This is a genomic window from Mycobacterium kyogaense, from assembly GCF_036946525.1.
GTDB lineage: Bacteria > Actinomycetota > Actinomycetes > Mycobacteriales > Mycobacteriaceae > Mycobacterium > Mycobacterium kyogaense_A.
The window spans coordinates 144994-164784 of sequence record NZ_JAQIIY010000007.1 but is presented as its reverse complement, the minus strand read 5'-3'; the positions used below and the strand labels follow the sequence as shown (position 1 = coordinate 164784).

Genomic DNA, 19791 nt, shown 5'->3' with positions numbered 1-19791 from the left:
CTTGCACCAGTAGCACTTGTTGCCCCATACCTGCACCAACGAGAGCAGCAGAAGCCGATTCCGCTCAGGTGAGTACGAGTACCGCGCTTCCTCACCCCCACGCTCTGTCCATTACGCGCCCGGCTGGGATGCGTCATGGTGATCAGACCCCGGCGTTCACGAACGCATCGATCGCGTCGACCGCGTGCTTGATGTCGTAGACGACGACCAGACCGGCGTTGGTGGGCACGGTGAAGCTGACACCGTCCGGCAGGTCGGTGCCAGCTACCTCGACATCGATCCGGTGCAACCAGTAGGCGCTGACGACGCCGAGCACGTGCCACGTCGAGCCCGTGCCGCCGGCGTTGGCGAACACCAACGGTCCGCCGGAGAAGCCGGGCAGGTTGTGGCCGTCGATAATCCAGGCGACGACACCATTAAGGTGCGCCCGCTGCGAGACGATCCCGCGCCTCACCGCAGGCAGCCGGCCCATCAGGGGCAGAGTGCCCGTCAGCGGAAACCCGAGGAAGAACACCTCCTGGCTGAGTGCCACTCCTTCAGCGGACGGCACCAACGTCATGTCGTCGCGGACGATCTTCCTACCGCCGAGGTCGAACACCGCGATATCCGGTCCGGCCTCGACCAGCGGGACCGGCACCAAAGGTCCCGACAGCTCGACGTCGAGCCCGTTCTCCCCAGTGAGGGTGAGGGCAGCGACGCCATTGCGGACTGCGGCGTCGGCTACGTGCTTGGCCGTGATCAGCCACTGCCGGTCTTGGTGGTTGATCACGAACGCCGACGCCGCGCCGCCGGTGTACTCGACCTTGAACGTGCGCATCCAGCACTGAACGGGAACAACCGCCATGGGCAGAGCGTAGGCCGCAGCGTCGACAGAACCGGCCCGTCACGTCGGCTACCACGCGGCTTTGCTGCCTACCGCGTCTCAGTCGTATCCACGACACCGCCACACAGTTCTTCGATGGAGACTTAGCTGCCCGCACTCGGTCCGCAAAACAACCAACGCAGGTACCGGCCGGTGTCGGAGCGCCAGGCCGAGCTCCGGTCGAGGGTGCCCATGAACTCATCGAGCGCCTCAGGGATGAACCCCTCCTGCAGCAGCTCCAGCCGGACCAGTTGATCGTCGTCGGGAACGTGGTCGGTGATCGGAGGCGGTAGACGTAACCACAGATGTCGGCCCTGTCGGCCGGGCCACCGCGGGTCGGCGTACTGGCCGATCTCCGCGAGGTCGATTCCGCCGAACCGGTTGCCGTAGTAGTCGACTTGCGCGAGGAAGGGATCGTCGTACGGGCATCGATCGACGATCTGTAGCCGGCGAGCTCGCGCCAGGGAGCGCACCGCCCGGTGCGCACTCACGCGATGACTACGGTCATCTCCGAAGGCAACCACATCGAGGAGATCGATTGTGTACCAACGCCATCGCGCACGCAGTGTGGTGCACCCCTCCAGGAAATGCCGAGGGAACAGATCCGAGAGCGCACTGATGTCGTAGCAGTCGGATTCACCGCGCGACCACAGTGCACCCAGAATCTGCCGTTGCAGTGCTCCAGGTCCCCGCGACACCGCCTGATCTTAAGTGTTGCCTAGAAGCTTTTAAGTGTTGTCAAACACAACATCCCGTCGGGGGCCGAGGAGAAAATAGTGCTGGCCCACACCGTTGCAGCGGTGTGGGCCAGCGAAAGTGTCCCCGCGTCTGAAGTCAGGAACATCCATGAGGTTAGACCCTCCGCCCAAGCACACGATGCGCGTCCATGAACTCGCCAAGGAGCTGGGCTGGCCCCCAGCTCGACTCGTCGACGAGCTACGCCGACGCGGCGAATGGGTCAAGTCGGCGATGAGCACCATCGAGGCCCCGGTGGTGCGGGCCATTCGTCGCGACTTCGCCGCCGCTGATCCTCCGGCCAATCCCGAGCACTCTCTGGAACCGGGCCTCTACGGAGACTCCGCCGATCTAGCCCTCCCCGCTGAGCCGCCCGGAGAGACGTTCGCCCAAGCCCTGGCACGTGTAAAGGCCGAACCGCCACTCCACCAGAAGTCCGCGACGTCGAAGACCGGCCGGTGGCGTCCGCCGATCCTGCAGGCGCTGCTCGATGAGGTCATCGCACAACGTCCTGAGCACCTTCACCCCAACGGGGAGTGCTTCGGGTGGGAGTTGAAGAAGGCCGAGAAGATGCATCTGCGGTGGACGGCCGCGCGTCTCGACGGGCTCGCTGGAGAGGACCCCACCGTCATCGAGTGGATCCGGCTCAGCGGCGGGCAGCGGCCTCACCTGGCCGCCGAGCTGTCCAGCGCGAGCATCACCCCGGGTGAGGCGGGCCTGCGGCTCGGCTACAGCGGGCGCGTCGATACACGGATGGACACGCTCTACGTCCGCCTCCGCGATCGACGTATCACCCGTTCGGAGGTGATTGTCGCGGTACGGCAGTGGCGCCAGAACACCGCGACCGGCTGACCCACTGGTACGTGGCTAGCCCTCCGCGAGGCTGCGTCACGTCTGACCAGCCTCCTTGGTAGCGTTGCGGAGCATGGCAGCAGCAGCGGTCGGAGAAGAACAGGGCGTGCACGTCGAATCCGAAAGGCACTGAGGCATCACCGAGTTCGCATACACGGTCCATCGGATCTTGTCGCCGCGTGATTCCGATGTTGACGATTCCCTGACCGAACGAAGCCCACTTGCGCTGGAATGGCCGACGTCAACGCAACGGACTGACCAACGGCCGTGACACCATCTTCGCGTCACTCATCACAATCTAAGTGTCGCTTCGATGGCCGCTATCTGGATCGCGGACGTCGCGCTCAACTCGGTCTTGGTCCACGTTCCAGCGGGGATCCTCTGGTCCATTGAATAATTCGGCTATGTCGGGCCATGTCCGCCACTCGCGTGATGTCGGAGGCGGTTCGGACGCCATCATCCCCACCTCTTTCTGACTTAGCCCGTGACAACTGTCTCGACCGATACCCAGAGTAGCGGCGTCGGTCACGCGAGGCGGTCTCTGCTACGTTCTACCGCGCTTACGCAATAGGACGGGGATCGACCATCTCGATACGCCAAGCGGAGTATGCCGCTGCGAGAGTGGAAGATGGGGTTGGGATGCTCAGTTCGTGCCGTGAGCGCGGATGGTGAAGAAGCAGGTGGGCTGCAGCCGCCTCTCACGTGTCACCCCTGCCGGTGAGGCTGACGCATGTGAGTGACACCGAGCCGCAGTGGCGGCACATGTGCGAAGTATGCGGGGTCGAGGAAATCCTGACCCCGGGCGATGCATTTAACCTCGGGTGGGATTATCCGCCGCGGATGGGCCAGTTCGGTGTCGTCAGCCCCCGTTGCTGCCCGAATTGCCCCAACGTCAGAACGGTCTGGTGGGCTCTCGCGATCGACGGCTATACCGAGGACATGCTGACCGAAGAGCAGCGGGCGACGGTCAGGAGGATCGCCGGTGAGCCGCAATCCATTGCGGTGCTAGTTGATTGACTCGCAATGAGTCCTTGACGAGTGCCGTCGGGCAGCGGAACTCGTTCGCCAGCGGTACCGTCGGCTCTCCCTATTGCCTCGCGGAGGTGTGTTGTGGCACAACGAAAACTGAAGAAGGTGGTCGTGTCGGACGAGGCCCTCAGGAACGCTGGTCGCCGCGCCACGAAAGCCTCGGCCAAGCTGGCAGGCAGGGTGGTCCCGGCCGACCATCGCCGTAGTGCAGCCGTCAAGGCATATCTCGCCAGACAGCAACCGGGGCAGCGCTGAGCTCGGAGATCTGTCGGTCCTGGCCGGTACGGTCCCGATGCGGGCACGTGGGAAAGGTGCGCGGATGGGTGATGACTGGATCGCCGCGCGGCGGTAGGTGTCGGCACTTCGTTGCGGTGCCGTGGACAACTTCGTCGCTGTCGTCGACGAGACCGACACTGCTGGAAGGTGGAAAGCGGTGGCGCTGGCATCAGTCGGCGAACTGGCTGCGACCGCCAACCAGGTACTCGGATCAGCAGCCCAAGATTTCCTGGATCAGCGATTGGCAGCTGTGCTCGACCGACGTCGGCAGATAGGTGAAACTCGACGTGAATCCCCAGTGCTATTGGATCGAGTGGTTCAGCGTCGCCCGTGGCCATTGATTTCCATGAACTGACGCTGTTCGTCAGCGACGTCGATGCGACCGCGCGCTTTTATGAAGCGATCGGATTGGCGTTGTTCTGCATCGAGGAGCCGGAATATTCGCGCCACTACGACGGCGAACTGGGGCTGCAGCTGTGGCCGGCGACCGCGCGCCGCCCGGTGAGCTCTGTGCCACTCGGCTTCGTGGTCGAGGATATTTCGGCCACCGTGAGGCGGCGTGACGCCGTCGGAGCGTCGTGGACCTGCGACCTGCCAAACTTCGTGCGCACCTCGGACCCTGAGGGCGACAAGATCACCTTGACGCAGCGCTGATGACGTAACGACCCGACAATGTCGGCCCGCCGTGGTTACCAACCCACCGACCCTCGTCTGTAGGGAGAGCCAGAATGGCAGAGTTCGAATACACGCAGTGGCGTCATCGGTGGCCCGAAGTGGTTGTGCAGCGCCATACCGACGAGGCCGTCGAACTGGTGACGCGCTACTACGCCGTCACCGCTGCCGGAAGACCGGCCTATTCAGGATCGCAATTCGAGGCAATGGCCGCGCTGAACAGTGATCCGTATTCGATTGGGCCCGCGGACTTCACCGCCGCCTCGATGCTCAGCGTCGATATCCCTGCCCAGGCGGCGATCCGCCTGTTGGGTCGCGACGCCTGCGACATGACCGCTCTGCTGCACGACATCCCGGTGGACGTCGACATCATCACCATCGATCCTGACGACCTCGTGGCCGGTGGGCCTGCCAGCCGGTTGTGGCAGGTGCTGCGCCGAGGCAACGACGGTATGGGAAGAACCCGTACCAGCAAGCTCATCGCTGCCAAACGTCCGCGGCTCATCCCCATCTGGGACAGCTTCGTTGAGCAGGCCACCGGCCTGGACACCGTGGACTACTGGCGACAATTCCAAGCGGTCCTCGTCGCCGACGACCGAGCGATATGGACGTGGTTGACGCAGATCCGCAGCGATGTGCCGAATATGCCTGCTGCGGTGTCGAATCTGCGGATCCTCGACGTGCTGCTGTGGATGACAGTCGATCAGCAGCGTTAACGGGTGTGCGACGGTGGTAGCACTTCCCAGCAGATTATTGAACCCGGACGGTGGGCCACCTAGCTTAGCTAGTGCTCGTGAAGTTGGCGCCGAACTACATCGACGAGACGGTCAAGTAGCGGCTCAGAATCTTCTCGCACAACCTTGTCACCGCGTGCCACCGCGGACGAGATAGATTCGTATACAGCATGCTTGGCACGTTTGACGATCGTTTTCGGACTAGCAACACCGGCGCTGTTCAGAATGGACTCGAGCCGCTCACTCCATGCACCGCTCCGATTCTCATCAAGCGTTCGACGCTGTCTCGCTGACAGCGTAAATCCGATCGCCTTTTCAACCGCGTCGATATAGGCCGGCAGCAGGAATAGGTCTTCCATCTCGGCGTACTGCAGTCCCGTTCGTTTGATCTGGACGACGCACGTCGGGTCGACTATTCCGTCCGTCTCGAGTCGGGCTACGTCCTTGACGCCTGCTTCATCGCCATCGAATACTACGACTGGTTGGGTGAGGATGCTGCGCGCCGCTAATGCGCGAGCGTAAATCTTGCTGCCAGATCCCGCAGACTCGAAGGCAACGCGTCCGTCTGTTAGCCATTCCTGAACTTCTCGCTCACGCTGAGCAAGGAGGATAGGCAGAATTTTTTCGTCGAGCCAGCCTTCGGCGATAACGATTACTTCGGTAGGCGCAAGGGCATCGGAGAGTCTCACTCCGAGTGCCAAGCGCAGATCGTCGATCGCGTCCGCCCGTTTCGCGCCTCGGTTACTTACTATGACATTCTGGTTGATGTCAGACCGATTGACGAGCGCTTGGCTGTGCGTGGTCACGATTACTTGTTGAGTCTCGGCAATCCCTCTTAACACAGTGCGAAGCTCGTGAACAGCACCGGGATGTAAGTGAGATTCAGGTTCCTCTACAGCAACAATTAGCTTTTTGTCAGGGCGACTTCTCGATCGCGTCCATTCCAACGTGAGCGCTAGCGCGGCCAAACTCTGAATGCCGTCGCCCTTTGTCGCTATAGACGTACTAACACCATCATCGATCTGAATATCTTCAAGAATCGTAGCCCGTGTTAGATCGCGAACCTGCAGGTTAACACTCTGAGTGCCAGGGACGAAACGCGTTAGCGTATCCATAAGAACTTCTTCAACCTCTGCGACCGCAACCTGATCAAGTTCCTTGATCTGTGAAACGAGGTCCTCGTACTCGGCGCTACGCAAGATTGAACGTCGACGAGAAGCAAGTATCTCTTCCGCGATAACTTTGGCAGTTTCTCCGGTGCGAACCGCCGGGATATGCAGGATGCTAACTCGATCTACGACAAATGATGCGATCTGCCGCGCTTGCTTATCGTGGCTTCCTTTCCCCTGCTTGGGAATCGTCAATGACGTTTTAAGCTTATTGATAGTCACTTGAATCGGAAGGCGTTGGTTGGTGGATATTCCTGTTTCTGACCTGAAAGCGTTCTGTTCCGCTTCGTCCAGCTCGAATTCAAGAAGTATGACGGTGCTCTGCGAAGCGCCGCGTCGGCCTCGGGCGAATAGCGGGTAGTCCCGTTCCCAGTCATAATCGAGCCGACTTTCACTCTCGGGAACACGGATAACCCTGTTGCGCGGTGAAGGCCTACCGGGCCGAAAAAGTCGTGTAGGTACCGCCCTGTCCGCGACCAGTGATGCAGGCAAGCTGGACCAAGCCTCGATAATGTTCATCGCAAGAACTGCCGCACGCAGCAAATTCGACTTACCTTGGTTGTTCGGCCCGATTAAAACCGTGAAGTCACCGACTGAGAAATCGGCAGCCCTGTCGATACTTCGATACTTCCTGACGGAGACTCGACTTAACCTCAATCCCTCTTCCTCCAGGTCGTTCGCATGCCGTACCTCTCGCGAGATGGGATGTGAGCTTAGCGGGATCTGCCCCTGCAAGGTCCTTGATCAAGACCCCGGTCAGCGACATGTTGGCTGACCCCGGCGGGGGCGCGAACGGCTTGAAGCGCCAGCACGGTCGGTGGACGCCTTGCGTTGGGCGCAACCTGGTCGACCACCGTGGGTGCGGCGCTGAGGCCCTCCTCGCTTGCCTCGCATACCTGTCACTGCTGCAGGTGAGACTGCGGCGCATGACGGACACCGAACGACAGTGGCGGCATATCTGCGAAGTCTGCGGGGTTGAAAAGACCTGACCCCGAGCGATGCGTTTGATCTCAGATGGGACTACCCACCGCGCATGGGCCAGTTCGGTATCGTCGGCCCCCGACGTTGTCCTCGATGTCCCAACATGAGGATGGTGTGGTGGTCTCTGGCGATCGATGGCTACACCGAGGACCAGCTGACCGACGTGCAGCGGGCTACCGTCAGGCGCATCTCCGGTGAACCGGACTCAGTTGCCGCCGTGGTTGATGATTGAACGGAATCGTCAGGTCTGGCGACGAACGAAGCTGCGTGTCCTTTACTTGCTTTCGCCGCTGTCGATGCGCCGGCGCCGGCGACACGCGCGCAAAGAACTGTTTGCGAAGGCCTCTCCGAAGCAGTAGCTGGATGTTTCGATCTGCATTGTCGAGTTCCGCGCGCAGGAACTAACGGCGGTCGCGAGTTCGATCAACCGCTTGGCGTTGCTCGCTCACAAGAAGTCGAAATATATTGTCCAGCAACGAGTATGCCCACAGGGCGCGTACATCGCGTGGAACCATTACCTCAACAGGGACCATCTTCGCCGCCACGGTGCCTAACTTCCGAAGTTCACCACATACGGTGAACGTGCACACTGATTGTTGCGAGAAGCCCTGAACAACAACGTATTCAACGTGACAGGTCGGTTAATCTACGGCCGGGAATCTCTCGACAAATCTCCGGGACTCGATGGGAGCTGCGATGGGCAGGCCACGGAACGGGCGCCTTTCACGGGTGCGAGTCGAGTTCAGCCTGCCACCGGCTATCGCCGAAGCCGTCTACACGTATGCGGATTCCGCGGACATTACGTTGTCGCAGGCCGGCAGTGAACTCCTGAAGCTGGCGCTGAGCCAGCACGGAATCGATCGCTACGAGTCTATCGAGAATCCACTGAACCCTGTTGCAGCCGCCCAGAATTCGGGAGGTGCACCGAACACCTAGCTTCAGTGACCTAACGGCAGTCCCGCGGCATGTGCCGCCCAGAAATGCCGAAAGCCGGGCGGCAACCCGGCTTCCAGACAAACAAAGAGTTCTCAGGCTCTTCAAACCCTCCAAGGAGGACTGTGTTCATTTCAGCGTGCCCACGCACGATTGTCAACCAACCACGCCGCGTGATCGGTGGTGGTCGTTGATGGCCCGATTCAAGGGGTTCACTGCGGCCGACGCGTCGGTGACTGTTCCTGACGCGGCACCGCCTGAGCCGCTCCTGGAAGCGGCATCGGCGTTCATGCAACGCGCTGCCCTGACGCCGCTGCCGGAGCCGGGCCCCGATCTCGAGAAGCGCATGGCCATGCTCACCACGATCAAGATCCGGTATCCGGACCCCGAGATCGCCAGGGAAGCGGTTCTGGAGGCCGCGAAGGTCCAGTGCATGACTGAGTTCACTACCGAAGCGACGGACAAGAAGTCCTGTGCGGAGGTGGCGAGGCATTTGGCCTGGGCCGCCGTCGGTGGCGTCGTCGACGCAAAGAGAGCACTCAAGCGCGGACCGGTCGACGAGCGACTGGAGGTCACCGGAGCGCAGAGCCCCCGAGGTCATCGGCAAGTCCGTCACGTCCTCTACACCGCGGGACGCTTGTTCCATCCGAGGGAGTACCCGCCAGAGCGGGTGACGCCGGTGGCGCGGACGAAGCGGAAGGCAGCCAGCTACGACGAGATCCGCTCTTTCTACAGGGTCGTCTGGGAGTTGCCCACCCCGCTGGGTATGCGAGCGCTGGCGTTGGCGGATCTGAGCTATGGCGTCGGTGCCCGCGCGGCCGACTTCAAGGTCCTACGAGGAACGGCGATCACCACCGTGCGCTCACACGGCCGTGCGATCTGCGTCGTCGCCCTGCCCAACGCCGCTGGCGGTGCGCGGCAGGTACCGGTCCTGGAACCCGGCATCAACTCCCGGCTCATCGAGTTGGCGGCCCGAGTCGGCGACGGCCTGGTGCTGGCCCCTAACGCCGAGTTCGCTGAACGCAATATCGTGAACCGCATCAGCGAAAAGCTGACGAACAAGGGATATCCGCCCGTCAGGGCGGCGGCGCTGCGCAACCGGTGGATTCTTGACATGGCCGAACGACGCATACCCACAGCGATGCTGTTGCAGCTGGCGGATGTTGCGGACCTGAGGTTATTGAGTGATCTACGAAAGGAACTGCCGCACTTCAAAATCCGGCACGCGATCACCATTCAGCAGGAGAGCCTGCGATGATCGCCGCACGCAAACCGGAGTGCATCATCGCCGACGACCTCTTCCACTACGCCCGCTACCTGGTGTGGGAATCCGGGGTAGCCGAACTCATCGACGATCAACACCCTCATCGTCGTGAGGCGGTCGGGCGACGCCGACAAGGCATCGCCTATACGACCACCGCGGTTCTGGTCTCGCTTCTAATCAGGGTCGTGATGAAACGCCCTCCCACACTGACGGGCATCCTGCAGACGATGACGGAGCTCACCGCGGCCCAACTCACCGCAGTCGGCATGCACGACCAGGATTGCTCGAGGATCTGGCGACAACACCATGCCGAGTACAAGCGCTTCACCGCCTGGTGGACACGCAGGCTCAGGCCGTTCGATTCGTGGGCTGACCTGCCGGCCCGGCGCATGACAAACGGCCAGTATCACGCCCGTCTCAACAGGCGCACCGACGAACAACGCGAGCATGCTGAACGAGCCGCACGACTCGTGCACCTGGCCATTAACCGAATCGTCGCAGCGTCCGTAGAGGTCAACAACCCAGAAGGCTGCCGGGGAGACCTCGTCGTCGACGGCACCCTCTACCTCGTCGCCAAACAAGACGGCACGATCGGCGTCGCCGACGACAAGCTGCGCGGCGCCGTACCGAGTGCGAATTACCACGTGCGCGACCGCAAGTCTGCGGCCAGCGACGGCACCACCCGCCAGATCACCTATGCGGGGATGACCCTGGAAATGACCGCGCTGACCCGCATCGGCAAGCCCACGGCGATGCACGCCGTGGCCCCGGTCTTCGTCGGCATCGCCATCCACTACGGAACTTCAGGAAGCCCGGAAGGCATGGCCGATGCGCTCGAACAAGCCGAGGCCAACGGTCTGACCGGACGTCCCGAAAGCCTCCGCGCTAAGTGGCCGTTCATGGTTTCCGACATGGCCTACAACACGAAGGACAAAACTGCCGACATCCTGCTCGAACGTCGCTACAACTTCGTCGGCCGGTTCCCCAAGGGCTGGGGGATCGAATGTCCCTCGACGAAACCTGCCGGGGCGCCCGCCTCTGAGCCCGAACCGGGCGCTCTCCAATGGGCCGGGGCGTTCTTCTGCCCCGCCGTCCTGGAGAAGATCAAAGGCCACAGCGCACCGAAGATGGAACACCTCCTAAGCAACGATCAGTTCCGCCTCCACGACAAGCGGTTGCGGCGCATCCTGCCCTACCTCATGGGCTACAACTCACGGCCCTTCTACGCACAAAGCGGGCACGGTAGGCCCGTTCTGGGTCGCTCACGCAACCAGGTGGTGAAGGTCAAACTGGTCTGTCCGGCGGCGCTGGGGAACGTCACCTGCCCACTCAAACCCGAATCCATGCAGTACGGCCGTCGCGGAGTCCCGGTTGCGGAGCCGACCTGGCAGGCCCACGAACGTGGATGCTGCGCCAAGTCCAGCGTCATGGTCACCCTCACTCCGGACCAGTTCAAGCGCGCGCAATGGGATCTGGTACCCGGGAGCTGGGAACACGCGGTGTACTTTGAGGCAGCTCGCGCGCTGACCGAACAGCGGTTCAGCCACCTGAAGTCCGCCCACGTGACAGGGCTGAGGCAGCTCACCGACGGGCCGCGACGCGACCCGATGATCAAGCTGATCCTGGCCATGGCAGTTGTCGCCTCCAACCGGGAAAGCCAAGCAAACTTCGACCCCGCCAAGGTCAGGAAAGAGTCCATCGATATCCGGATGCGTCAGCTCGCCGCCGACCTCGGCCATGAACCCGCCCGCACACCGCCACGAACCTAGAAGCATCTCCGCCAATGGACCGCGCCCCAACCGGTGCGGTCCATTGCCATGTCTGCACCCGGAAAGTCGGTGGAATGAACCGGCAAGAATTCGACGAACCGCCACAGAACGCCCGCTGCCAGTGGAAACGCCAGGCTCGCACTTTGCGAGGACAAGCGCTGATATCAACCGGCGCGACCGAACGTAGGCCGGTGCGGCACCACCGAAGTTGTCCTCTGACCCTGGATAAAGTCGGTGGAAAAATCGGAAAAAGTTGGTGGAATTAAGCTCCGGATTCGCACTCTGACCTGCATTTGAGAACCACACACACCTGAGCGGTTCAGCACCGCAGGCACAAGGCCACGAACCAGATTTGGTTCGTGGCCTTTGTGTTTGTGTGGGGCGCCAAGCAGATGCCGCGCGAGGCAGCACGACCGGTGGCCGCAGGTTCGTCGGTCGTGAGCCGACGCTCGTCCGCCGGGTCTCCCGGTGGGCCTTTGCCTCGTAGGAAAGCCGCGGATGTGCTCGACATCTGAATTCGGATCTCGGGCAACAGAACCCCGCCACAGGTTGGGTAAACACCCGTCCCCTCGGACGCACAGCAGGGCGGTCCATGAGTTTTCGTTCCGTGAAAAAAGACGGGTTGAGACGCCAGGCACGGGTCAGTTCACCAGCGCAGGGCCTTCGCGAGTGAGAGCATCCACTTCTGGCGAGATCGATGAGCGGCAAATGGGGGAAGTGTGCGGGTTGACTCGGCAGGTAGCTCCGACAGATCTCGGTCCGGCCGGTTGGAGGACCGCTTGGAGATCCAGAGGCGGATGCTCGACGCCAGTCCCGACTGCATGAAACTCATTGCGCCGGACGCGACTCTTTTGGCGATGAACGCTGCTGGCCGGCAGGCTCTCGGACTCTCTCAGGATGCCGAACTCGGGATGGATTGGCCGGGATTATTGACACCCGATTGCCGACAGGCTGCGCGTGATGCGCTGCGAGTAGCGAGATCGGGCGAGACCTGTCGGTTCTCCGGAAGCAGCCGGACTCCCTACCAATCCACTCGGATGTGGGACAACCTACTGATTCCCATCCACGACGCACACGGCGGAGTCACCGCAATAGTGTGCGTATCGCGCGACGTCACAGCGGAGCGAGAGGCGCGTGCGGAGCTTCACGAAAGTCGGCAGCGGCTGATGCTTGCAACGCAAGTCGGCGGGCTGGGGGTCTGGGACTACGACATCGATGATGACGTTCTTCACTGCGACTCCGAGTGGTATCGCATTGTTGGCCGTGATGAGGGTCCGCGGGTGACCCGAGTCGCTGAAATGCGTTCTGTCATCCATCCCGACGATGTGGATGAAGCTACCGAAGTCGTCGAGACGGCAGCCGAGCTCGCTGCCACGGGGGCCGCTTACGAGCGGACCTTTCGCATAGTCCGCCCTGAAGACGAGGTGCGGTGGGTGCGGTCGGTGGCCCGTCTGATCACTGACGAGGTGACAGGGCACCGTCGGGTCATCGGTTTCATCACCGATATCACCGAAGCCCACCGTCAGGACGCCGAGTTGCGCGCGGCCAACGAGGCGCTGGAACGGCTGACGGCCGAACTCACCCACCAGAGCATGCACGACCCGTTGACCGGTGCCGCTAACAGGCGCCAACTCTCCTCACGGTTGGCCGAGATGGCGACAGGCCGCGACTCTCAGGGTCATGATCTCGCAATTGGGATGGTCGATATCGATCATTTCAAGGCCTACAACGATCACTACGGCCACCTCGCCGGGGACACCGCTTTGCAGGCTGTGGCCGCGTCGATCATGTCTGCGGTGGAGCCGGACGGCACCGTGGCGCGATTCGGCGGTGAGGAGTTCGTGTTCGTCGTTCACGGTGGCGCCGAACGGTTGGATGAGATCCTGACACGATTGACCACAGCGCTCGACAAGGCCGCGATCCCTCACGCCGCATCGACTCTTGGCCGCATCACTCTCAGCTGTGGCTGTGTTCTGGTGCCCGCCGAGTGTGCCTTCGACGCCGAGTCGCTTCTGGCGCAGTGCGACGACGCACTCTATGCCGCCAAACGGCAAGGGCGTGACCGTGTTGTCGTGCGCCGGTTCGACGTCAGCCAAGAACTCGCTCACTGAGGAGTAGATCGAGACGGCCTCATTCCATGCCGCGGCGCCCCGGTGTCCAGAACGGCTTGGTGAGGATGTGGCGCCGGTTCCAGCCTCGCTCGTGCACCAGAATCTTTCGCAGTGTCTGTACCGTGCGCGCCTCACCGGCGAGGTAAGCGATACCTGGCTGGTCGGGGAGGGGGAGGTCTCGAACGGCCTGCGCGATAACTGGCGAGTCGGCGGCGCTCGCGTCGCCGCGCTCCACGTGAATCAGGTTGCGCGACAGGGCAATGTGGTCTGATGCGAGCGCTCCTTCGACGACTCCGTACACCGCGGCGTCGTGGGGCACCGCACGCAACATCGCGGCGAAGGCGACCGCGGCGGTCTCTTCCCCAGCGAACAGGTGATACGGCGCGTCAGGGCGGACCACGAAGGAGCCTTGGGGCCGCGTCATCGTCACGTGGTCCCCGACCGCCGCGGTCGCCGCCCAGCGGCGGGCCGGAGTGGGCGAGCCGGGATCACCGTCGTGATCCAGCATCGCTATGTCGAGGGAGCCGCGTTCGGGGTCCGCGTCATAGATGGAGTAGGTGCGCAGTGCGTCGTGCGGGTGGAGCCGCAGCATGGAGTCGAGCATCCCGGCGACCTGCAACCGTACGTGTTGACCGGGCTTCCAGGACACCCGCCGCAGCTGATCGCCGCTCACCCGGATGCGTCGCATTCGTGGGGTCAGAGAGCTGATCTCGCTGATCGTCGCGGAGAGGAACACGCTGTCGCGCAGTGTGTTCAGAAGGGGAACGTTGTTGAGGTGAATTGCCACAGATCCTCCTGTTGGTGTGATGTCGGCGGTCACACCGTGTAGACGGACATCTCGTTGCCTCGGCCGGGCTGGAAGGGAAGACGTAGTGATCGGTAACCGTTGGCGGGGTCCCGCACGTAGGTGAGATAGTCGCCCGACTCGTCCACCGCGTTCTCTGCGATCACCAGCGCCCCCGCAGCGAGGTGCGGCTCGAGGATCTGGAGTACCGGTAGATACAAGCTCCACGCACCATCCAGCAACACGAGGTCGACGTCGTCGCCGATGTCCTGCCGCAGGGTCTCGAGGGCGTCGCCGACGCGAATGCCGACAAGCTCACCCAGGCCGGCGGCCGTCACATTCTGTTGTGCGCGCGCGGCTTTCGCGGTCTCGAGCTCCGTGCCCACGAGCCGGCCCCCTCCTCCGTCGCGCAGCGCCGCGGCCAGGTGGATGGTGGAAACACCGAAGGATGTGCCGAATTCGACGATGTTCCGTGCACGGCGGGTGCGCGCGCAGACGTAGAGAAACCGACCGAATTCAGCTGACACGTTCAAGAAGTTGTTCGCGAACTCCCGGTAAACGGCCCGGTAATCCTGCGCCTCTCGTGCCATCAACTGCGCAATCTCCTCGCTGCTGCCGTCCAGCGCCTCCTCCCACTGCGCGTAGAGGGCACCGTCCGCCGCGTGGGCCTCGGCGAACAGGCGAGTCAAGACATCAGAAACCGGGGGTGAGGTGAGGGTGTCCATCAAGGCTCCTTCGTTGTGCGGACGCTCAACTAAGGGTTACCTAACAAAAGTAAGGGCACCACCGGTAATGTGCCGGTGTATGCCGGAAACCCGCCAACTACTCGAGCCGGTGCCGACGTATCCGGCTGGAGCGCCGCACCACGCCGGACGAATCGGTGCCAATACGCGAATCGGAACTCACCGACACACTGAGGGGCAGCTGGTGTACGCCGCGTCAGGAGCTCTGGCCACCACGACGGAACGCGGCACGTGGATCGCGCCGGCCAACCGGGCGACGTGGACTCCACCGGGGTTCCGGCATGCTCACCGAGGTCTCGGCGGCACAGACGTCCGCATCATCGTCATTCCCGTGGAACTCTCGCAGTGGCTGCCCGATCAGCCCAGCGTGTTCGAGGTCGGCCCGCTTCTGCGTGAGGGCATCGTCGCGTTGACGACGCGGCAGGTGGCTAGCCCTGGCGCGTACGCGCGGCTACGGGCGGTGCTCCTGGACGAACTGGTCGCGGCTCCTGAGCAACCACTGAGCATGCCGGAACCGAAGGACGACCGGCTCTGTGCTGTAGCCGAACTGCTCGACGCCGACCCCGCGCAGACCACCACGCTGGCCGAACTCGGCCGCGCCGTGGGTGCAAGCGAGCGCACCTTGAGCCGACTTCTTCGCAACGAGTTCGGCATGAGCTTTCCCCGCTGGCGCACGCTGCTGCGAGTTCACCACGGCATCATGTGCCTCCACCGCGGCTACTCGGTGATCCACACAGCGAATGCCTGTGGGTGGTCGAATCCCTCGAGTTTCATCGAGGCGTTCACCGCCGTCATGGGGCAGACACCGGGCAGCTACCAGCGTGGTTTGCGCGGCATCGACTCGCGCTGACGACGCGCGCGTGCACGCTGACGTCGATGCTGTCGATCAGGCCGGTACCCCAGCGGGGAGGTACGCCGAGATGTTGCGCCACGCCCGGTCGACGTACTCCTGCTTCTCACCGACCGGAGCGACGTAGTGCAATGCCGCGACAGCGGCGTCCTTTCCGCGCATCCTCGCGATGACCCAGGCCGCGAGATACTGCGAGGCAAGACAGCCCCCCGCCGTGGCGACGTTTCCGCGGGCGAAGAACGGCTGATTCAATACGTCGACGCCCGCTGCGACGACCCACGGCTTCGTCGTCAGATCGGTACAGGCCGGCACGTCACTCAATAGGCCGAGCTTGGCCAGCACGAGCGCACCCGAGCATTGCGCGGCGATGAGTTGGCGTTGGGGATCAAGTCGAGCGAGCAAATCCATGATGGCGGGCGTTTCGACGACCTTTCGGGTCGCGATACCGCTGCCGACGATGACCGCGTCGGCCCCGACCGCGTCCTGCAGGCTCGACATCTGCTCGATCACGACCCCGTTCATGGACCGCACCCTCGGTGCCGGCGTGGCGATGGTGACCCGCCAGTCGTCGTCGGTGATCCGGTTGAGCAGGCCCAGGGCAATCAAGGAGTCCAGCTCGTTGTAGCCCTCGAACGTCAAGATGGCGATGTGCATGCCGGGGGTCCTCTCCTCGTGTGGTGATTCGACCGTAAGACCCTCGGTGCATGACGACCAAGAAATTGTCCTGCATACACTGTCGGGGTGCCCACCGCCCGGTACAAGTCCGTCGTCGACACACTCGCCGCCGACATCCGATCCGGAAAGCTCTGCGCCGGAACGCGATTGCCAACCCACCGCCAGCTGGCTGCCGACTGTGGCATTGCGGTGGTCACCGCCTCTCGCGTGTACGCAGAGCTCGAGGCCATGGGTCTGGTGAGCAGTGAACGAGGGCGGGGCACGTTCGTGCGCGATGTCGCCCTTCCTCCCGGTCACGGCGTCGATCAGCGGCCCGTCGCCCCGGATGCCGTCGACCTGAACTTCAACTACCCCACACTGCCGGGGCAGGCTGATGTGTTGCGCCACGCCTTGCGTGAACTGGCTGGCGCCGGCGACCTGGATTCGCTCTTGCGTTACCAGCCACATGGTGGCCGGGAACGCGACAGGGCCGCGGTGGCCACCCACCTGCTCGACCGAGGCCTCGACGTCACCCCAGATTGTGTGGCACTGGTCAACGGCGCCCAACACGGTCTCACCGTCACTTCGATGGCGCTTCTGGGACCAGGGGACGTGGTTGCCGTCGACGCATTGACCTACCCGGGCTTCAAGGTGCTGGCCGACGCTCTGCATCTCGAATTGGCCTCGCTTCCAGCCACATCGAACGGTCCGGACCTCGATGCATTGACCACGTTGTGCAACCGACGGCCTGTACGCGCGATCTACTGCATGCCCACACTGCACAATCCTTTGGGCTGGGTCATCGATAGTGGTGCCCGACGTCAATTGATCGCTATCGCGCGGCGACATGGGTTGTTGGTCATCGAAGACGGCTCTTATGCCTACCTCGCCGAAGACTCGCCACCACCGCTGGCAGCCCTTGCTCCTGACGTGACGGTGTACGTTTCCGGGTTGTCCAAGAACGTCGCCACCGGAATTCGCGTCGGCTTCGTCGTCACGTCGCTTTCGCGGATGACCGTTATCGAGCGAACCATCCGTGCGACGACATGGAACACGCCGGCGATCACCACCGCAATCGCCGCGCAGTGGCTGCGGGACGGCATAGTCACGCGGCTCGAAACGCAGAAGCGACGTGACGCCGCCACCAGACAGGCAATTGCGAGGAAAGCCCTTGCACCCCTTGACCAGCTGGCGCATCCCTCGTCGTACTTCACCTGGGTTCCGTTACCGCCCGGTGCCCGGGCTGACCGGATCGCCGCAGCCCTGGAGCGCGCCGGCATCTCGGTCAGTACTGCGGAACCCTTCAGCACGACAACCGATACGCCGCAGGCATTGCGTCTGGCACTGGGTTCCACCGCTGTGGACACCCTCCCGGGTGCGCTGACCACCGTTCGTCGACTGATCGAAAGGGACGTCCACCAGTAGTCGTCTCTCCGGGGCGCAACGAAACCGCAGAGCGCACGGCACCGTCACGGCAGCGGTGCAGCATCCGGGATGGCGCCCTGTCGTCACGCGTGCAACGGTGCCTTCATGACCATCTTCGTCATCGACGCGCCGGTCGCGATCGACCTCGCTACCAACGGGACGCCTATTCCGAAGGAGCACAGCCTCACCGCTCCCACTCTCTTGCGCTCACAGGTGCTTGCCCTCGTCTACGGTTCAGTCCACGCGGGCCATCTCGACGAGCGAGCCGGCCGCAACATCCTCGACAGCATCCGGGGGTTGCGCATCCGCCTCCTCGGTGACCGATCGTTGCAAGACCACGCGTGGCGCATAGCCGCGCAGCTGAACTGGTCTGACACCTATCGCGCCGAATACATTGCGCTGACGCAACTGCAGGCTGATGCGCTGGCCACGGCAGACGCCGAACTTGCCGCCGCAGCTGGTGGGTTCGTCGCAACCGTGCCGCCGGCTGCCATTCAGCGGACATAGAAAGCGCTCCTGCGCCGGGCAGCGCGGGCATGTGAGGACTGAAGTCCTGCAGCAGCTTTCGGCTCTCGCGATCGGATAAGCTGCCCGGCAGGTTCAAGCGAGGAGGCAGATGTGGAGATCGATTACTTCGCGTTCAATCGGGCGAATTGGGACCAGCGAGCCGTTCTTCACGCCGCCAGGGACGGCTCCGGCTACGGTGTCCAGCGGTTCATCGACAACCCGGAAGGGCTCTCTGAGGTCGTCCAGTTCGATCTGCCGCGACTCGGAGACGTCACCGGACTGCGCACCGTGCATCTGCAGTGTCACATCGGCACCGACACCATCTCGCTGGCGAGACTCGGTGCCGATGTCATAGGCCTCGATTTCTCGGAGCGCTCTCTCGACGAGGCGAGGCGCCTTGCCTCAGAGACCGGATCGAATGTCTCCTTTGTTCACGCAGACGTGCACGATGCAGCACAGGTTCTGGGCCCTGGCAGTTTTGACCTCGTATACACCGGCATCGGCGCGTTGTGCTGGCTTCCTCGTATCGACGAGTGGGCACGGGTGGTCAGCGCCCTCCTTGCCCCAGGCGGGTCGTTGTTCATCCGTGAGGGGCACCCCATCCTGTGGTCCATGGACGAGTCTTTCGATGATGATCTGCACCTGCGCTTCCCGTACTTCGAGCATCGAGAGCCCCTCGAATGGGACGACGACCAGACCTACGTCGACTCGCCGGGACGCTTGACGGCGACGAAGACCTACGAGTGGAATCACTCGCTCGGGGAGATCGTCTCCGCACTGCTCACCAACGGTCTTCGACTCGACGCAATGGTCGAGCATGACAGCGTTCCGTGGGAGGCACTGCCCGGCCAGATGACGATGCGTCCAGACGGAGAGTGGGCACTGACGAAGCACTCAGGGGTCGTCCCCCTGAGTTACACGCTGCGAGCCTCCAAGCTCCCTTGAGGCAGCCAGTGCGCTCGTCGTGGCGATCGATGCGCTACCAGTGCCACGCGTTGCCTCCGACGTTGGTGATGGTCCGCTGTAGCACGTCGATCGTGGTGGCGTAGTCGTGGTCGGAGATACCCTGGCGCCGTTCGTCATTGAGCTGTCGCTGGACCTCGGCAGCGGCGTGGAAACGTCCCAGGCCGGCGTCAGTCAGGCGGAGCCTCTCACCCGAGCGATCGAACCATCCTTTGTCGACGCCGGTCGCGATTGCCTGCACGATGCTCTCGTCGGACTCGTTCGGACCGACGATGGAAACGATCTCGCTGTCCGTCATGCCCGCTGGGTGCATCGACAGCTGATGCAGCACCCACCACTCGGGTTGAGTCACATCGAGTTCCGACAGCCGTCCACGCGTGCGTGCACGAATGGCTTCTCCTGCGCGCACAGCCCAGAATCCCAACGGTTGTAGCGCGGCGGGTTGCATCTCTGGTTTCATGCCCACACGCTAAAAACC

General features: G+C 62.9%; 18 protein-coding genes. 11 read left to right on the top strand and 7 right to left on the bottom strand.

The genetic code is table 11. The annotated features are described in order from the left end of the window. Positions 1–142: 142 nt before the first annotated feature. Both PGN37_RS05085 and PGN37_RS05080 read right to left on the bottom strand, forming a co-directional pair. Positions 143–844, bottom strand: a complete 702-nt coding sequence (locus PGN37_RS05085; protein ID WP_335329941.1) for a trypsin-like peptidase domain-containing protein — start codon at positions 842–844, stop codon at positions 143–145. A 122-nt stretch (positions 845–966) separates the two neighbouring features. Next, positions 967–1353 (bottom strand): hypothetical protein, encoded by a 387-nt coding sequence (locus tag PGN37_RS05080; RefSeq protein ID WP_335329940.1) that lies wholly within the window; start codon positions 1351–1353, stop codon positions 967–969. A gap of 355 nt (positions 1354–1708) precedes the next feature. On the opposite strand from PGN37_RS05080, the gene PGN37_RS27260 reads away from it, so the two are divergent. The 4 genes from PGN37_RS27260 to PGN37_RS05060 all read left to right on the top strand — a co-directional run bounded on the left by PGN37_RS27260 (position 1709) and on the right by PGN37_RS05060 (position 5142). After that, positions 1709–2449, top strand: coding sequence for a translation initiation factor IF-2 N-terminal domain-containing protein (locus PGN37_RS27260; protein WP_442932847.1), 741 nt, complete (start codon positions 1709–1711; stop codon positions 2447–2449). 762 nt (positions 2450–3211) lie between these two features. After that, complete coding sequence (locus tag PGN37_RS05070; RefSeq protein WP_335330087.1) at positions 3212–3466, top strand: hypothetical protein; 255 nt, start codon at positions 3212–3214, stop codon at positions 3464–3466. Between the two features lie 618 nt (positions 3467–4084). After that, positions 4085–4408, top strand: a complete 324-nt coding sequence (locus tag PGN37_RS05065; protein ID WP_335329939.1) for a VOC family protein — start codon at positions 4085–4087, stop codon at positions 4406–4408. Between the two features lie 74 nt (positions 4409–4482). After that, complete coding sequence (locus tag PGN37_RS05060) at positions 4483–5142, top strand: DUF6308 family protein (RefSeq protein ID WP_335329938.1); 660 nt, start codon at positions 4483–4485, stop codon at positions 5140–5142. 68 nt (positions 5143–5210) lie between these two features. Here the strand turns inward: PGN37_RS05060 and PGN37_RS05055 are convergent, their stop codons facing one another. Continuing rightward, complete coding sequence (locus PGN37_RS05055) at positions 5211–7064, bottom strand: ATP-dependent nuclease (protein WP_335329937.1); 1854 nt, start codon at positions 7062–7064, stop codon at positions 5211–5213. Positions 7065–8229: 1165 nt separating this feature from the next. On the opposite strand from PGN37_RS05055, the gene PGN37_RS05050 reads away from it, so the two are divergent. The 3 genes from PGN37_RS05050 (at position 8230) to PGN37_RS05040 (ending at position 13387) form a co-directional block, all read left to right on the top strand. Next, positions 8230–9501, top strand: a complete 1272-nt coding sequence (locus tag PGN37_RS05050) for a hypothetical protein (RefSeq protein ID WP_335329936.1) — start codon at positions 8230–8232, stop codon at positions 9499–9501. Beyond that, a complete protein-coding gene (locus PGN37_RS05045; RefSeq protein WP_335329935.1) occupies positions 9498–11276 on the top strand; it encodes a hypothetical protein in 1779 nt (592 codons plus the stop codon). Before PGN37_RS05050 ends, PGN37_RS05045 begins: the two co-directional genes overlap by 4 nt. 779 nt (positions 11277–12055) lie before the next feature. Next, positions 12056–13387, top strand: coding sequence for a sensor domain-containing diguanylate cyclase (locus PGN37_RS05040; RefSeq protein ID WP_335329934.1), 1332 nt, complete (start codon positions 12056–12058; stop codon positions 13385–13387). A gap of 19 nt (positions 13388–13406) precedes the next feature. Here PGN37_RS05040 and PGN37_RS05035 read toward each other — a convergent pair whose 3' ends face one another. Then, the gene (locus tag PGN37_RS05035) at positions 13407–14174 is read right to left on the bottom strand and encodes a siderophore-interacting protein (RefSeq protein WP_335329933.1); all 768 of its coding nucleotides are present in this window, start codon (positions 14172–14174) and stop codon (positions 13407–13409) included. A 29-nt stretch (positions 14175–14203) separates the two neighbouring features. Further along, entirely contained in the window at positions 14204–14896 is a 693-nt protein-coding gene (locus PGN37_RS05030; RefSeq protein ID WP_335329932.1) for an O-methyltransferase, read from the bottom strand. A 202-nt stretch (positions 14897–15098) separates the two neighbouring features. Between PGN37_RS05030 and PGN37_RS05025 the strand changes: the two genes are divergently transcribed. After that, complete coding sequence (locus PGN37_RS05025; RefSeq protein ID WP_335329931.1) at positions 15099–15764, top strand: helix-turn-helix domain-containing protein; 666 nt, start codon at positions 15099–15101, stop codon at positions 15762–15764. Between the two features lie 36 nt (positions 15765–15800). Here the strand turns inward: PGN37_RS05025 and PGN37_RS05020 are convergent, their stop codons facing one another. Further along, positions 15801–16418, bottom strand: coding sequence for a DJ-1/PfpI family protein (locus PGN37_RS05020; RefSeq protein ID WP_335329930.1), 618 nt, complete (start codon positions 16416–16418; stop codon positions 15801–15803). Between the two features lie 87 nt (positions 16419–16505). On the opposite strand from PGN37_RS05020, the gene PGN37_RS05015 reads away from it, so the two are divergent. From PGN37_RS05015 to PGN37_RS05005, 3 genes are all read left to right on the top strand, one after another. Continuing rightward, positions 16506–17843, top strand: a complete 1338-nt coding sequence (locus PGN37_RS05015; RefSeq protein WP_335329929.1) for an aminotransferase-like domain-containing protein — start codon at positions 16506–16508, stop codon at positions 17841–17843. 105 nt (positions 17844–17948) lie between these two features. Then, entirely contained in the window at positions 17949–18350 is a 402-nt protein-coding gene (locus tag PGN37_RS05010) for a type II toxin-antitoxin system VapC family toxin (protein ID WP_335329928.1), read from the top strand. Positions 18351–18461: 111 nt separating this feature from the next. Further along, complete coding sequence (locus PGN37_RS05005; protein ID WP_335329927.1) at positions 18462–19295, top strand: class I SAM-dependent methyltransferase; 834 nt, start codon at positions 18462–18464, stop codon at positions 19293–19295. Positions 19296–19329: 34 nt separating this feature from the next. On the opposite strand, the gene PGN37_RS05000 is transcribed toward PGN37_RS05005, so the two are convergent. Continuing rightward, positions 19330–19773, bottom strand: a complete 444-nt coding sequence (locus tag PGN37_RS05000) for a MarR family winged helix-turn-helix transcriptional regulator (protein WP_335329926.1) — start codon at positions 19771–19773, stop codon at positions 19330–19332. Positions 19774–19791: the final 18 nt, after the last annotated feature.